The following is a 15277-nucleotide window of genomic DNA, read 5'->3' as shown; positions in this document are numbered from 1 at the left end:
GGTCACGCGACCAGCTTGTCATGTCCGGCCCGCACCACGCGCCCGACCTGCCGATCCGCTCAGCGGTCCAGGGCGGCCCGGGTTCGTTCGCGCGCTTCGACGCGGTCGGTCGCGGACACCGCGCGCTCGGCGACCGCGCGCCACTCCGACAGGGAACGCCGGGCCAGCTCGTCGCCCACCGCGGGCAGGGCCGCCGAGGTCATCGACAGGCTGCTGACACCCAGGCCGACCAGGACACCCGCCAGCAGCGGGTCGGCAGCCGCCTCGCCGCACACGCCCACCGGTTTGCCCTGCGACGCGGACGCGCCGCCCAGCAGGGCGATCAGCCGGAGCAGCGCGGGCTGCCACGGGTCGTTGAGGGCGGCAAGCGCGCCGGTCATGCGGTCCGCGGCGCAGGTGTACTGGGCCAGATCGTTGGTGCCGATGCTGGCGAAGTCCACTTCGGCCAGCAGCTCCTCGGCGCACAGCGCGGCGGCCGGGGTTTCCACCATGACGCCGACGCGACCGACCCCGGCGGCACGGGCGCGCTCGGCGAACCACGCCGCCTCGGCCGGGGTCGCCACCATGGGCGCCATCACCGACACCTCGGCACCGGTGTCCTCGGTGGCGGCGACGATCGCGGCGAGCTGCCGGTCCAGCACGCCCGGGCGGTCGAAGGCGACGCGGAGCCCCCGCACGCCCAGCGCGGGATTGGGTTCGGCGGCGATGTCGAGGAACGGCAGCGGTTTGTCCGCTCCCGCGTCGAGAGTGCGCACCACGACGGGCTTTCCTGCGAACGGGCGAAGAACGTCCGCGTAGGACTCGCGTTGGGCGTCCGGGGACGGTTCGCTGGTGGCGTCCAGGAAGCAGAACTCCGTGCGGAACAGCCCCGAGCCCTCCGCGCCCGCATCGATCGCATTAATGGCGTCGGCGGGGGAACCGACGTTGGCCAGCAGCTTCACCGGATGGCCGTCGGCCGTCTTTCCCGTTCCGCGCCACCGGGTTTCGGATCGGGTGGCCGCTTCGGCGGTGACGGGCTCGGTGACGAGCTCGACCGTGCCCGCCGCGCCGTCCACGCGCGCACCGGCGGCGCCCGACGCCAGCGCACCGCGGGCGGCGACCACGGCCGGGATTCCCAGCGCCCTGGCCAGGATCGCGGTGTGGCTGGTCGGGCCGCCCTCCTCGGTCACCAGGGCCAAGACCATCGAGGGATCGAGATCGGCGGTGTCGGCCGGGGCCAGGTCCCGCGAGATCAGCACGCTCGGTGCGGCGGGCTCGGGCACACCTGGCGCGGCGGTCCCGGACAGCTCGGCGACGATCCGGTCCCGCACGTCCTGGACGTCGCGGACGCGTTCGGCCAGGTAGCCGCCCGCCGCCGCCAGCGCGTCCGAGAACTGCTCGGAGGCCTCGAAGACCGCGCGCGGGGCGGGCAGCCGCCGACCGGTGACCGCCTGCTCGGCGGCCGAGAGCAGACCTGGGTCGGTGGCCATCGCGGCCGTCACCTCCAGGACGGACCGGGCTTCGCCGTCGGTGGCCGCCGCCCGCTTCTGCAGACGCCGGGCGACCGCCTGCGCGGCTGGACGGATCCGCGCGGCCTCGGCCGTCGGGTCGGCGGGTTCGGGCCCGCGATCGGGCTCGGGCAACCGGTCATGAACCAACAAGACCGGGCCGGCCGCTCTGCCCGGGCTGACGCCGACTCCCCGCAGCGTGGACATGCACCACTCCCTACCGTGCCGAGGTTTTTCCTCGTGTTCTCGAAGCCTTGACAATATGACAACAAGAGGCACAATCAGGCAACACCAAACAACAACCGGAGGACAACGGGCATGTACGGGGCGGAGCGCCAGCAGATGCTGGCGCAGCGGGCACGGCGCGACGGACGCATCGACGTCACCGCCGCAGCGGCCGAGTTCGAGGTGGCACCCGAAACGATCCGCCGCGACCTCGCCGCTCTGGAACGGCAAGGACTGCTGCGACGCGTCTACGGCGGAGCCATCGCCATCGACCGGCTCGACTTCGAACCCGAGGTCTCGCTGCGGGACCAGACCAACGCCGAGAAGAAGGAGCGCATCGCCAAGGCGGCCCTGGATCAGGTGCCCGCACGCGGAACCGTGCTGCTCGACGGCGGAACCACCACCGCCAGGCTCGCCGGGCTGCTGCCCGCCGACCGCGAGCTGACCGTGGTCACCAACTCGCTGCCCGCGGCGAACCAGCTGGCCACCAGGAACGGCTTCAACGTGCACCTGCTCGGTGGACGGGTGCGCGGCACGACCCTGGCCACCGTCGAATCCTGGGCCCTGGACGTGCTGCGGCTGCTGACCGTGGACGTCGGTTTCTTCGGCACCAACGGCTTCTCCGCGGCGCGGGGCTGCACCACGCCGGACCCCGCCGAGTCGGCGGTGAAGTCGGCGATGGTGGCCGCGAGCCGCAAGCGGGTGCTGCTGGCCGACCACAGCAAGTACGGCGACGACCAGTTCAGCCGCTTCGCCGAGCTCTCCGAGATCGACCTGATCATCACCGACGACGGGCTGGACGCCGCCGCCGTTGATGAGCTCGAGGCCACCGAGGCGGAGGTGGTGCTGGCGTGATCGTGACCGTGACCCCCAACCCCAGCCTCGACCGCACCGTTCAGGTCGATCAGGTCACGCCCGGCGCCGTGCACCGCGCCAAGCAGGTGCGCCTCGACCCCGGCGGCAAGGGCGTGAACGTCGCCCGCGCGCTGGCCGCGGCAGGAGTGCCCACCCTGGCGGTGCTGCCCTCCGGTGGTGCCGAAGGGGCTCGGCTCGCCGAACTCCTCGCGCCCGAAGCGGTCCCGGTGGTCGAGGTCCCGGTGCACGCACCCACCCGCAGCAACATCGCGGTCGTGGAAGCCGACGGGACCACCAGCAAGTTCAACGAGCCCGGCCCGCGGCTCAGCGAGTCCGAGGTGGCGGCGCTGGAGAACTCGGTGATCGAGCTCGCCGGGCGGGCCGAGTGGTTGGTGACCTGCGGCAGCCTGCCCGACGGATGCCCGCAGGACCTGCACGCCCGCATCGTCGGATCGGCCCGGGCCGCGGGCACCCGGGTCGCGGTGGACGCCTCCGGGCTCCCCCTGGAACTGGCCTGCCGGGCGGCACCCGACCTGATCAAACCCAACCTCGCCGAACTCGCCGAACTGGCGGGCGACCCGCTGCGCGACCTCGGGGACGTGCTCGACGTCGCCCACCGGTTGCGGGCCGGTGGGGTGGGCACCGTGCTGGTCAGCCTCGGCGGGCTCGGCGCGGTGCTGGTGAGCGGAACCGGTGCTTGGCACGCGACGAGCGAGGCCGCCGAGGTGCGCAGCACCGTCGGAGCCGGAGACGCGATGCTCGCCGGTTTCCTGCGCGCGAGCGCATCCGGGGCCACGGCGCTGCGCAGCGCCGTCGCCTACGGCACGGCCGCGGTCGGGCTCGCGGGAAGCCGCATGCCCGGCCTGGACGACGTCCACCCGCAGCGGGTGCGAGTGGACTCAGTGGACGCAACAGTGAGCCTCAGCGGAGTGGCTGCATGACTACCGAACTGATCACCCAGAACCTCGTCGAGCTGGAAGTGCCCGGCACCGACCGGAAAGCCGTGGTCCGCGAGCTGGCGCAGCGCCTGGTCGAGGACGGGCGGGTCACCGACCTGGACACCTTCCTGGCCGACATCGACGCCCGCGAGGCGCAGATGCCCACCGGGCTGGAAGGCGGCATCGGCATCCCGCACTGCCGCTCGGCCGCGGTGACCACGCCGTCGCTGGCCTTCGGCCGCAGCAGCGCCGGCGTCGACTTCGGGGCCGAGGACGGCCCCGCCAAGCTGATCTTCCTGATCGCCGCACCGGAGGGAGGCGGCGAGGAGCACATGACCGTGCTCGCCGCACTCGCCCGGCGACTGGTGCGCGCGGAGTTCAAGAAGACGCTGACCGAAGCCACCGATCCGGCGGAGCTGGCCGCCTACATCCGCGAGGAGGTCTCGCCGTGAAGTACGTGGCCATCACCGCCTGCCCGACCGGGATCGCGCACACCTACATGGCGGCCGAAGCGCTCGAGCAGGCCGCCAAGGACGCGGGCGACGAGCTGAAGGTCGAGACCCAGGGCTCTGCCGGGTCGACCCCGCTGTCCGCAGAGGACATCCAGGCCGCCGACGCGGTGATCTTCGCCGTGGACGTCGGCGTGCGCGACCGGGAGCGTTTCGCCGGCAAACCCGTCGTCGAGGTCCCCGTCAAGCAGGCCATCAACGACGCCTCCGCGCTGCTGGAACGAGCCGCGGACGCCGCCCGACGGCAGGTCGCCGAGCCCGGACGACCGGCCGACTCCGAACCCGCGCTGGACAGCAAGGTCACTGCGGGCGCCGGGTTCGGCAGCCGGTTGCGGCAGTGGTTGATGACCGGCGTCAGCTACATGATCCCGTTCGTCGCCGCGGGCGGTCTGCTGATCGCGCTGAGCTTCGCGCTCGGCGGGTACCAGATCACCGACGCGCCACCGGTCACCGAGCAGTTCGACGCGACCAGCCTGGTCTCCTGGGCGGCGCTGGCCAACCAGATCGGGTCCGCGGCCTTCGAGTTCCTGGTTCCGGTGCTGGCCGGGTTCATCGCCTTCGCCATCGCCGACCGGCCCGCCATCGCACCCGGATTCGTCGGCGGAGCGATCGCAGTGACCGTCGGTGCCGGATTCCTCGGCGGACTGGTCGCCGGACTGCTCGCCGGTGCCGTGATCGCCGGGCTCAAGGCGATCAAGGTCCCGCGCGGCCTCGCCGGGATCATGCCCGTCGTGGTGCTGCCGCTGGTGGGCACGCTGGTGGTCGGCGCGCTGATGTTCGTGGTCGTCGGCAAGCCGATCGCGCTGGCCATGACGGGGCTCACCGGCTGGCTCACCGGGCTCTCCGGGGCCAACGCCGCGCTGCTGGGCGCGCTGCTTGGCGCGATGATCGCCTTCGACATGGGCGGGCCCATCAACAAGGTCGCCTACACCTTCGCCGTCGGCGGTCTGAGCATCGGCGGCACGACGTCGCTGGAGATCATGGCCGCGGTGATGGCGGCCGGCATGGTTCCGCCGCTGGCGCTCGCGCTGGCCTCGGCCGTGCGCGGCAGCCTGTTCACCCCGGCGGAGCGGGCGAACGGGCGCACCGCGTGGCTGCTCGGCGCCTCGTTCATCACCGAAGGCGCGATCCCCTTCGCCGCGGCGGACCCGCTGCGGATCATCCCGTCCACCCTGATCGGCGCCGCCACCACTGGTGCGCTGTCGATGAGCTTCGGTGCCACGCTGCGCGCCCCGCACGGTGGCATCTTCGTGACGCCGCTGGTGGGCAACCCGCTGCTGTACCTCGCGGCCATCGTGGTCGGCGTCGTGGTCTCCGCCGCCGCGGTGCTGGTGGCCAAGCAGATCGACCGGCCGTCCGGCGAACCCGCCGCCGAGCCCACCACCGAGCAGGCAGCGGCAGTCGCCGCCTGAACCCGCGAAGAACACCTCACCGCACCCACTTCCGAGAGGAAATCCGCATGCAACGCCGCGTCCGCATCGCCGCCTCCGTCGGCCTGCACGCCCGCCCCGCCGCCCTGTTCGCCCAAGCCGCTGCCGCCCAGACCGAATCCGTGCGGATCGCGAAGGTCGTCGACGGCGTGGCCGGTGAACCCGTTGACGCCGCCAGCGTCCTGGGCGTGATGGGCCTCGGCGCGCACCACGGCGAAGAGGTCGAGCTGACCTGCGCCGACCAGACCTCGCTCGACGAACTCGCCGCCCTGCTGGAGCAGGACCTGGACAAGACCCCGGCCTGACCGGCCCCTCGGCCCACGGCTTTCGAAGGTCAACGGAAACTGGAGCAAAGGAGCACCAGTGCAGCCACGCCAGCACATCCGAACCGCATTGCCACGTCGCCGATTCCTCGCCGGTACCGGAGCCCTGCTGGGCTTGGGTGCGCTCGGAGGCCTGACCACGCCCGGTCGGGCCTTCGCGGAGGAGACTCCGCACTGGCGCCCGGCGGTGCGCTTCGCACCGGCCCGCAACTGGGTCAACGACCCCAACGGCCTGGTGTTCTTCGAGGGCGAGTACCACCTGTTCTGCCAGCACAACCCGCACGGCGACCAGTGGGGCAACATGTCCTGGGCGCACGCGGTGAGCCCGGACCTGGTGCGCTGGGAGGAGTTACCCGTCGCGCTCGAACCCGATGAGCTCGGCCAGATCTTCTCCGGCAGCGCCGTGGTCGACCACCACGACACCAGCGGTTTCTTCGGCGGGCAGCCAGGTCTGGTGGCGATCTACACCAGCGCGGGCGAGAGCCAGCAGCAGAGCATCGCCTACAGCACCGACCGCGGCCGCACCTGGACCAAGCACGCTGACAATCCGGTGATCCCGAACCCCGGCATCGCGGACTTCCGCGATCCCAAGGTCTTCTGGCACGAAGGGACCGGCCGCTGGGTGCTGCTGGTCGCCGCCGGCGACCGCATCCAGATCCACGGGTCGGCGAACCTCCGGGACTGGGAGCTGCTCAGCGAGTTCGGCACCGATCACGGTTCGCACGGCGGTGTGTGGGAGTGCCCCGACCTGTTCGAACTGCCCGTGGATGGCGATCCCGCCCGCACCAGGTGGGTCCTCGTCGTCAGCATCAACCCGGGCGGGCCCGCCGGTGGATCGGCGACCCAGTACTTCACCGGCGATTTCGACGGCACCCGGTTCACCGCGGACGGCTCGCCCGAGGAGGTTCGCTGGGCCGACCGGGGCGCGGACTTCTACGCCCCGCAGTCGTTCTCCGACGTGCCCGACGGCCGCCGGTTGTGGTTGGGCTGGACCAGCAACTGGAACTACGCCGACAAGATCCCCACCGACCCGTGGCGGGGGATGATGAGCACGCCGCGCCAGCTGAGCCTCGCCACCGGTGCCGACGGCGTGGTGATGCTCGTGCAGCAGCCCGTCGCGGAACTCGCGGGCGCGCGCGCCAACCCGCGGGCGTGGAGCGGCCCGCTCACCGAGAGCGGAGGCGCGGAGTTCCGGGGGAGCGCGGTCGACGTCGTCGCCCGGTTCCAGCTCGGTGCGGCCTCTGCCGTGGGCTTGGACGTCTTCGCCGGGCCCCGCGGGCGGACCCGGGTCGGCTACGACATCGCGGCCGGGGAACTCTTCGTCGACCGGACCGGTTCCGGGTCCGCGCAGGTCAGCGCCGATTTCCCGGCCCGCCACGGCACACCGCTGGCCGTCGACGGTGACGCCGTCGAGCTGCGGGTCATCGCCGACCGCAGCTGCGTCGAGGTGTTCGCCAACGGCGGTCGCGCGGTGCTGACCGACCTCGTGTTCCCCGACGCGGGTAGCGACCGGATCTCCGCCTTCGCCGAGGGCGCCGGAGCCCACGTCGAGCTGGAGGTCTTCGATCTCGCCCCGTGACGGCCGCTGGGGGAACCGCCGGGCACGGCTCGGCGGTTCCCCGCGGGCGCGGCACGCCTGGACCGTGCGGTCGGCGTCGTCTTGCTGCGGGATTAGGCTTGGACCATGGCCACTGTCTCGCTGAAGCAGGATCCCGCCGTGCTCGCGGCTCGCCTGACCCGTGCCGCGCAGACCGCAGCAGCGTCCGACCTCGACGCGCTGCTGATCACGCCCGGATCCGACCTGCAGTACCTGCTGGGCGCAGGGGGAGAGTCGCACGAGCGGCTGACCTGCCTGGTGCTGCCGGCCCAGGGCTCACCCGCGTTGGTGGTGCCCAAGCTCGAAGCGCCCGGATACGCCGACGTCCCGCTGGACGCCCTCGGCATCGAGGTCGTGACCTGGGTCGACGGGCAGGACTCGCACGGCATGGTGGCCGACCTGCTGGGCACGCCCTCGCGGGTCGCGCTGGCCGACGCGATGCCCGCGCTGCACACCCTTCCGCTGCGCGCCAAGCTGCCCGGCGCCGAGCAGGTGCTGGCCTCCCCGGTGCTGCGCGAGCTGCGGATGCGCAAGGACGCCGCCGAACTGCAGGCGCTGCGCGACGCCGGCGCGGCGATCGACCGCGTGCACGCGCGAATGGCCGAGTTCCTCAAGCCCGGCCGAACCGAAGCCGAGGTCGGCGCCGACATCGGCGAGGCCATCCTCGCCGAGGGTCACACCGAGGCCGCCTTCATCATCGTCGGTTCCGCCGCCAACGGCGCCAGCCCGCACCACTCGGTGTCGGACCGGGTCATCGAGCGCGGCGACGTGGTCGTCATCGACATCGGCGGGCCGATCGCCAGCGGCTACAACTCCGACTGCACCCGCACCTACTCCATCGGCGAGCCGGCGCAGGCGGGCGTGCGCGAGACCTACGCGGTGCTGCAGGCCGCGCAGCGCGCCGCCGTCGAAGCCGTCCGTCCCGGCGTCACCGCTGAGTCCATCGACGCCGCGGCCCGCGAGCCCATCGCTGCGGCCGGGTTCGGTGAGAACTTCGTGCACCGCACCGGTCATGGCATCGGTCTCGACGTGCACGAGGAGCCCTACATCGTCGGCGGCAACCAGCTGGTCCTGGAACCGGGAATGGCCTTCAGCGTCGAACCGGGCATCTACCAGCAGGGCCACTGGGGCGCGCGGATCGAGGACATCGTGATCGTCACCGACGACGGTGCGGAGAGCGTGAACAACCAGCCGCACGAGCTGGTGGTGCTGCCGGCGTGAGCGAGAGGACAACCGGCCCGGGCGCTCTGGAGAACACCGACCGGGCGATTCTGCGAGAGCTCGCGCGCGACGGCAGGTGCAGCTTCACCGAACTGGCCGAACGCGTCGGGCTGAGCGTCTCGGCCGTGCACCAGCGCGTTCGGCGCTTGGAGCAGCGCGGGGCGCTGCAGGGTTACACGGCCAAAGTGGACGGTGAGCAGATCGGTCTGCCGCTGACCGCGTTCATCTCGCTGACGCCCATCGATCCGGCCGCGCCGGACGACTACCCGCAGCGGTTGCAGCACCTGCCGGAGATCGAGTCCTGCTACTCGGTCGCCGGCGACGAGTCCTACATCCTCCAGGTCCGGGTGGCCTCGCCGCTGGGGCTGGAGGAGCTGCTGCGCCAGATCCGCGAAGCGGCCAAGGTCTCCACGCGCACGACGGTCGTGCTGTCGACCCCGTTCGAGAACCGGCCGCCCGCGATCTGAGCCGTCAGCGGTGGGCGTCGGACAGCGGGACGGCGGTGAGGTTTCCGCGTTCGTCCGGCAGGCAGGCGGCGCCGGGTTCGGTGGTGGCCATGAACTGGCCGAGGCAGCGGGCCAGCTGGGCGTGACCGGTCGCGTTGGCGTGGAAGGACTCCTGCATCGCGTGCGGTGCGCGCTGCTCGTCCTTCAGCGCCTCCCAGTCGACGGTGAGCCGGGTGAACCACTCGCCGTTCGCGGTCTTGGGGTCACCGGTGCACGCCTCGTGGCCCGCGCCCGCGCGGGAGAGGTCGAGGAACCGGGCGTCCGCCTCGCGAGCCACCTCGGCGAGCCCTGCGGAGAGCTGCGGCACACCGTAGTCCCGGATCCACGCGAGATCGGCGGGCTGGAACGGGCAGCCCGACAGGCCCTGCAGCTCCGGCCGCACCTCCGGTGCGACCGGCGAGGCGTAGGACTGCATGATCAGCTGGTAGCTGCTGGGCGTGTAGCCGGCGCTGTCCATCGCCGCGCGGATGTCGCGCACCGCCGCCAGCGCCTTCGGCTGCATCCGGTCGATGCGCTCCTCCCACAGGCCGTCGTCCAGCCGGGTCGAGCAACCCTCAGGGGCGCGGCGCGCCCACGCCTCCACGCACTGGTTGACGACCTCGGAGAAGCCCGGATCGTCGTTCGCGCCGATCTGCACCACCACGTCGGTGATGCGGTAGCGCTGCGCCAACTCCGCCAGCTGCGCCGACTGCGACTTCTCGACGCCCACGAACTCCGGCTCCGCCCGCAGCGACTCGGTGCGGGCGCCCGAGCAGGCCAGGTTGATCCGCGTCACGTCCGGTGGCAGCTGCAGCTGGTTCACCGGAGCGGCGGTGGAGCGGTGGCACCAGTTGTCGCCCTCGCCGTTGGTGCCCGCGACGTAGTTGCCGCCGCCCTCTCCGGACAGCGTTGAGTCACCGACCGTCACCACGGCGGCCGGTAGCTGCTTGGGCTGCATCGGCAGACCCGGGAGGTACTGATCGCTGATCAACACCACGAGTGCCACCAGGCAGCCCGCGAGCAGGAGGATGAGCGATTTCGACTTGTGCGCCCGCATCACCAGGCAGTCTACGAAGTTGTCGGCGACGGCTGATCAGCACCGCCGTGTTGAGCGCCGGTTCCCACGCTCGTGTTGCACGCCGTGCGCGCGGCGGTGGCCTTCGGACGGGGGCGGCGACGGGGTTCGCGAACCACCGGAGCCGCTGCCCGTGGCCCATTACACGGTGTTGCGGCGGTCGCCGCCGGAGCGGCCGGGCGGGATCTGAGGTTCGCCCGAAATGTTCCGATGCGGGATGGGAGAATTTTCAGCCTCCCGTTCGTTGGGCGGGGGAGAAGGCTTTACCAATGGAGGTCCTGGGTGCCGATCCTCGTGCTGCTCCTCGTCGCCGGAGTCGCCGAACTCGCCGTGCTGGTCGCGTTGGGTCAGGTGGTCGGGCTGCTGCCCACCATCGGCCTGCTGGTGCTGGCCGCGGTCCTGGGCAGCTGGTTGCTGCGCCGGGAGGGGCGTCGCACCCTGGGCGAGGTCCGCGAGGCGGCCCGGATGCGCAGGCCTGCCGACCGCGAGATCTCCGACGGCATGCTCATCGCCGCCGGGGGGATCCTGATCGTGCTGCCCGGATTCCTCAGCGACATCGCGGGTCTCCTGCTGCTCCTGCCGCCGACCAGGGCGGTGGTGCGCAAGCGCATGATGCGCGCGGCCGAGAAGCGGGCCAAGCAGATGCAGGACCAGGTGTGGCTGCACCAGCAGCGGTTCAACCGCTCCGGTGGCCGTCCGGGCGACTTCATCGACGGCGAGGTCATCGACGAGGACGACGGTTCCGCGTCCTCCGGGTCCGCCGCGGGCACGCCGATCATCCTTCCTCCGCAGTCGGTGCGCGCGGAACGCCTCGACGAGCCCCCGCAGCGCTGACGCGCTGTGAACGCGCCGATCGGCTGCGGTGAGCCTGAGCTTCGCGTTCGCGCTAAGCGCGACAGGTTCAAGGCCGGGTGTTTAGTGCGGGTAAGCTCGTCAGAACGATCGTTGCCGGGGCGGATCGGGGGCTGAGTTCGATCACGGGATCGGGCGCCTTTGAGCCGCCCGGACGAGAGCGAACTGCGCAGTTGAGCCCCCGGAACGCGGAAAGCACGAAGGACATGCCCGAGACCACGTTGTTGCTCGGCGGCCGAATCCACTCGCCCGCCGACGCCGCCGCCACCGCGATGGCCGTCACCGATGGCGTCATCTCGTGGCTCGGCGCCGACGAGGTCGGCCGTGCGCTGCACCCCGATGCCGAGGTCATCGACCTCGAAGGCGCGTTCGTCGCGCCCGCCTTCGTCGACGCCCACGTGCACGCCACCTCCACCGGACTGCTGCTGCGCGGCTTGGACCTGACCGGGTGCGCCTCGCTGACCGAGTTCCTGCACGCGCTGCGCGACCACGTGGCCGAATACCCGGGCGCGCTGGTGTGGGGTCACGGGTGGGACGAGACCTGGTGGCCCGAGCGCCGGCCTCCGACACGCGAGGAGATCGACACCGCCTCCGGTGGCGCCCCGGTCTACCTCTCGCGCATCGACGTGCACTCCGCTTTGGTGTCCAACGCGCTGGTCAACCTGGCACCGCTGGCGCGCAGCGCCGAGGGGTGGAGCGACGAAGGCCCGCTGACCCGCGTCGCCCACCACCACGTGCGACGCGCCGCCCGCGACGCGCTCGGTTCGGGGCAGCGCAAGGAAGCGCAGCTGGCCTTCCTGCAGCAGGCCGCCGCCCGAGGCGTGGCCTGCGTCCACGAATGCGCCGGCCCGGACATCTCCGGGGCGGACGATCTGGTCGAACTGCTGGCGCTGTCCGAGCAGGGCGGTGTGCCGGAGGTCGTCGGGTACTGGGGCGAGCTCGGCGCCGTCGAACGCGCCCGAGACCTCGGTGCCCGGGGTTTGGCCGGCGACCTGTTTGTCGACGGCGCGGTCGGGTCTCGCACCGCCGCGCTGCGCGAGGCCTACACCGACGATCCGAGCACCGCCGGTGTTCTCTACCTCGACGCCGATGCGGTCGCCGAGCACCTGGTGACCTGCACGCGGGCCGGCCTGCAGGCCGGGTTCCACGTCATCGGTGACGCCGGGGTCGCCGAGGTCTGCGCCGGGTTCCGCAAGGCCGCCGAGATCGTCGGCGTGCCAGCGCTGGCGAGCATGCGGCACCGGCTGGAGCACCTGGAGATGATCGACGAGGGCCAGGCCGCCGAGCTCGGTTCCTTCGGCGTGGTCGCGTCGGTGCAGCCCGGTTTCGACGCCTCCTGGGGCGGCACCGGCGACATGTACGCCCGCCGGCTCGGGCTTCCCCGGGGCACCCAGCTGAACCCGTTCTCCCAGCTGGCCGCCAACGGCGTGCTGCTGGCGCTGGGCTCGGACGCACCGGTGACCCCGGTGGACCCGTGGCGTTCGGTGCAGGCCGCGGTCAACCACCGCACCGACGGTTTCGGCATCTCGCCGCGCGCCGCGTTCACCGCGCACACCCGGGGCGGCTGGCGAGCCGCCGGTGTCGACGACGGCGTGACCGGCACGCTGGTGCCCGGTGCGCCCGCCACCTACGCGGTGTGGGACGCCGGTGAGCTCGTGGTGGCCGGGACCGATTCGCGCGTCCAGCGCTGGTCGACCGATCCGCGCTCCGGTGTCCCGCCGCTGCCGGACCTCTCGCCGCAGGCGCCGATGCCGCGCTGCCTGCGCACGGTCCTGCGCGGCAAGACGATCTTCAAGCACAACCCCGAAGACGACGAACTCGTCTGAGTCCGGGGCGTTGATGGAGTTCCCCGATCTCCCCGTCCGCCCGGTCCTGGGTGAGGTCACCTCCGCGCTGACCGAGCACGGCACCGCCGTTCTCGTCGCACCGCCAGGAACCGGCAAGACCACGCTCGTGCCGTTGGCGCTGGCCGAGGCCGGGCTGCGGGTCGTCGTCGCCGAACCGCGCAGGCTCGCCACTCGAGCCGCGGCCGGGAGGATGGCCGAACTGCTGGGCGAGCAGGTCGGTCGGCGGGTCGGCTACTCGGTGCGCGGCGACAGGCGGCGCGGCAAGGACACGGTCGTCGAGGTGGTGACCTCGGGCCTGCTGGTGCGTCGCCTGCAGGCCGACCCGGAGCTGTCCGGGGTGGACGTGGTCGTGCTCGACGAGTGCCACGAACGCCACCTGGACGCCGATCTGCTGCTCGCGCTGCTGCTGGACGCCCGTGAGGGGCTGCGCCCGGATCTGAAGGTGCTGGCCACCTCGGCGACCGTGGCCGCCGAACGCGTGGCCGATCTGCTCGACGGTGCACCCGTGCTGCACGCGCACGCCCGCACGCACCCGGTCGAGGTGACGCACCTGGCCCCGCGGCGCGGTGAGCGGACCGAGTCGGTGGCGTCCCGCGCGACCCGCGCGGCTCTGTCCGAACAGGACGGTGACGTGCTGGTCTTCCTGCCGGGCGCCGGGGAGATCCGCCGCGTAGCCGGGCAACTCGCCGATCTGTCCGATGTGGACGTGCTGCCGCTGCACGGCCGGTTGGCGCACGCCCAGCAGGACAGCGCGCTGCGGCAGGGCAGTCGGCGACGAGTCGTGCTGGCCACCGCGGTGGCCGAATCCAGCCTGACCGTGCCGGGGGTGCGCGCCGTGGTCGATTCCGGGCTCGCCCGGGTCTCCCGGATGGACACCCGGCGCGGCTTGTCCGGCCTGGCGACGGTGCGCGTGTCCGCCGCCGTCGCCGAGCAGCGCGCCGGTCGGGCCGGCAGGCAGGGCCCCGGTCTGGTGTACCGCTGCTGGCCTGAGCACGAGCACTCGACGCTTCCCGCCTACCCCGAACCGGAGATCCGCACCGCCGAGCTCACCCGACTCGCGCTGGAACTGGCCTGCTGGGGCACTCCCGACGGCTCGGCGCTGTCGTGGTGGGACACGCCCCCGAGTGGGGCTCTGGCCGCCGGTCGTGAGGTGCTGCGGGGGCTCGGGGCGCTCGACGAGGCCGGAGCCGTCACCGAACGGGGCTGGAGGATGGCCGGGTTCGGCCTGCACCCGCGGCTCGCCCGAGCTCTGCTCGACGGTGCCGACAGCGCGGGCGGCGAACTCGCGGCCGAGGTCGTCGCGCTGCTCGACAACGACGGCCTGACCGGCGAGACCGACGTGGCCAGCGCGCTGTCGAAGTTGCGCGGCGATGGGCCCGGCGCGAAGCGGTGGCGCGAGGAGGCCCGCAGGCTCGCGTCCCAGGTGCCCGGTACACCGCGTCGCGGCGGGGACGAGGCGCTGGTGGTGGCGCTGGCCCAGCCGGAGCGGCTGGCGAGGCGTCGTGGTGAGGACTCGGCCACCTACCTGATGGCCTCGGGCACGGCCGTCGAGCTTCCGGCGGGCTCCGGGCTGCGCGGTTCGGAATGGCTCGCGGTGGCCGTCGCCGAGCGCTCACCCGGGCGTTCCGCCGGAGTCATCCGGCTCGCTGCGAGCGTGGACGAGGAACTCGCCCGCCGCGCCGCACCGGCACTGCTCAGCAGCGATGACGAGATCGCCTGGGCGGACGGGGACGTGCGCGCGGTTCGCGTGGACCGGCTCGGCGCGATCGCGTTGGCCACCCGGCCGCTGCGCGACCCCGATCCGGCGCGCGTCCGCGAGGCGCTGCTCGACGGGCTGCGGGCGGAATCCCTCGGACTCCTCCGCTGGAGCGACGACGCCCACCGGTTGCGGCAGCGCCTGGCATTCCTGCACGGGGCTCTCGGCGAGCCCTGGCCGGCCACCGACGACGAGTCCCTGCTCGCCGTAGCCGAGCAGTGGCTGGAGCCGGAGCTGTCCCAGGCTCGCCGACGAGCGGACCTGCGGCTGTCCGCTGCGGAGGCGCTGCGGCGGCTGATCCCGTGGTCGCAGGCCGGCCGCTTGGACCAGCTGGCTCCTGACCGCATCGAAGTGCCCACCGGATCGCACATCCGGGTCGACTACAGCGCCGAACAGCCCGCCCTGCCCGTCAAGCTGCAGGAGGTCTTCGGCTGGCGGCAGGCGCCGCGCATCGCCGACGGCGCGGTTCCGGTGGTGCTGCACCTGCTGTCGCCCGCGGGGCGCCCGGCCGCGGTCACCGGCGACCTCGAATCGTTCTGGCAGAACGGTTATCCGCAGGTCCGGGCCGAGCTTCGCGGCCGCTACCCGAAGCACCCGTGGCCCGAAGACCCCACCGACGCGACACCGACTCGCGGCACGAACCGCCGCCGATGAGCTCGTCCCGGAGCTTCCGAGGG

Annotated in this window: 13 protein-coding genes; 11 read left to right on the top strand and 2 right to left on the bottom strand. The window is 72.6% G+C overall.

What is annotated here, in order from left to right:
• Window positions 1–59 precede the first annotated feature (59 nt).
• A complete protein-coding gene (locus tag E1181_RS10230; protein WP_132673748.1) occupies window positions 60–1694 on the bottom strand; it encodes a phosphoenolpyruvate--protein phosphotransferase in 1635 nt (544 codons plus the stop codon).
• Between the two features lie 111 nt (window positions 1695–1805).
• Between E1181_RS10230 and E1181_RS10225 the strand changes: the two genes are divergently transcribed.
• The 8 genes from E1181_RS10225 to E1181_RS10190 all read left to right on the top strand — a co-directional run bounded on the left by E1181_RS10225 (window position 1806) and on the right by E1181_RS10190 (window position 9052).
• Complete coding sequence (locus E1181_RS10225) at window positions 1806–2567, top strand: DeoR/GlpR family DNA-binding transcription regulator (protein ID WP_132673747.1); 762 nt, start codon at window positions 1806–1808, stop codon at window positions 2565–2567.
• Window positions 2564–3508, top strand: a complete 945-nt coding sequence (pfkB, locus tag E1181_RS10220) for a 1-phosphofructokinase (RefSeq protein WP_132673746.1) — start codon at window positions 2564–2566, stop codon at window positions 3506–3508. Before E1181_RS10225 ends, pfkB begins: the two co-directional genes overlap by 4 nt.
• Window positions 3505–3957: a PTS sugar transporter subunit IIA gene (locus tag E1181_RS10215; protein WP_132673745.1), complete on the top strand. Its 453-nt coding sequence runs from the start codon at window positions 3505–3507 to the stop codon at window positions 3955–3957. Before pfkB ends, E1181_RS10215 begins: the two co-directional genes overlap by 4 nt.
• Window positions 3954–5426 (top strand): PTS fructose transporter subunit IIC, encoded by a 1473-nt coding sequence (locus E1181_RS10210; RefSeq protein ID WP_132673744.1) that lies wholly within the window; start codon window positions 3954–3956, stop codon window positions 5424–5426. Before E1181_RS10215 ends, E1181_RS10210 begins: the two co-directional genes overlap by 4 nt.
• A 47-nt stretch (window positions 5427–5473) precedes the next feature.
• The gene (locus E1181_RS10205) at window positions 5474–5749 is read left to right on the top strand and encodes an HPr family phosphocarrier protein (protein WP_132673743.1); all 276 of its coding nucleotides are present in this window, start codon (window positions 5474–5476) and stop codon (window positions 5747–5749) included.
• A gap of 58 nt (window positions 5750–5807) precedes the next feature.
• Complete coding sequence (locus E1181_RS10200) at window positions 5808–7346, top strand: glycoside hydrolase family 32 protein (RefSeq protein WP_132673742.1); 1539 nt, start codon at window positions 5808–5810, stop codon at window positions 7344–7346.
• A gap of 105 nt (window positions 7347–7451) precedes the next feature.
• On the top strand, window positions 7452–8585 hold the full coding sequence (locus E1181_RS10195) for a M24 family metallopeptidase (protein ID WP_132673741.1): 1134 nt from the start codon (window positions 7452–7454) through the stop codon (window positions 8583–8585).
• Complete coding sequence (locus E1181_RS10190) at window positions 8582–9052, top strand: Lrp/AsnC family transcriptional regulator (protein WP_235876663.1); 471 nt, start codon at window positions 8582–8584, stop codon at window positions 9050–9052. Before E1181_RS10195 ends, E1181_RS10190 begins: the two co-directional genes overlap by 4 nt.
• Before the next feature lie 4 nt (window positions 9053–9056).
• Here the strand turns inward: E1181_RS10190 and E1181_RS10185 are convergent, their stop codons facing one another.
• Window positions 9057–10127: a GDSL-type esterase/lipase family protein gene (locus E1181_RS10185; RefSeq protein WP_132673740.1), complete on the bottom strand. Its 1071-nt coding sequence runs from the start codon at window positions 10125–10127 to the stop codon at window positions 9057–9059.
• 300 nt (window positions 10128–10427) lie between these two features.
• On the opposite strand from E1181_RS10185, the gene E1181_RS10180 reads away from it, so the two are divergent.
• The 3 genes from E1181_RS10180 to hrpB all read left to right on the top strand — a co-directional run bounded on the left by E1181_RS10180 (window position 10428) and on the right by hrpB (window position 15254).
• Window positions 10428–10979, top strand: a complete 552-nt coding sequence (locus tag E1181_RS10180) for an FxsA family protein (protein WP_132673739.1) — start codon at window positions 10428–10430, stop codon at window positions 10977–10979.
• A 224-nt stretch (window positions 10980–11203) separates the two neighbouring features.
• The gene (locus E1181_RS10175; RefSeq protein WP_132673738.1) at window positions 11204–12823 is read left to right on the top strand and encodes an amidohydrolase; all 1620 of its coding nucleotides are present in this window, start codon (window positions 11204–11206) and stop codon (window positions 12821–12823) included.
• A gap of 13 nt (window positions 12824–12836) precedes the next feature.
• Window positions 12837–15254: an ATP-dependent helicase HrpB gene (gene hrpB, locus E1181_RS10170; protein ID WP_207922096.1), complete on the top strand. Its 2418-nt coding sequence runs from the start codon at window positions 12837–12839 to the stop codon at window positions 15252–15254.
• Window positions 15255–15277: the final 23 nt, after the last annotated feature.

The sequence above is a fragment of the Saccharopolyspora terrae genome (assembly GCF_004348435.1).
Classification (GTDB): Bacteria; Actinomycetota; Actinomycetes; order Mycobacteriales; family Pseudonocardiaceae; genus Saccharopolyspora; species Saccharopolyspora endophytica.
This window is presented reverse-complemented; position numbering and strand designations above follow the sequence as displayed.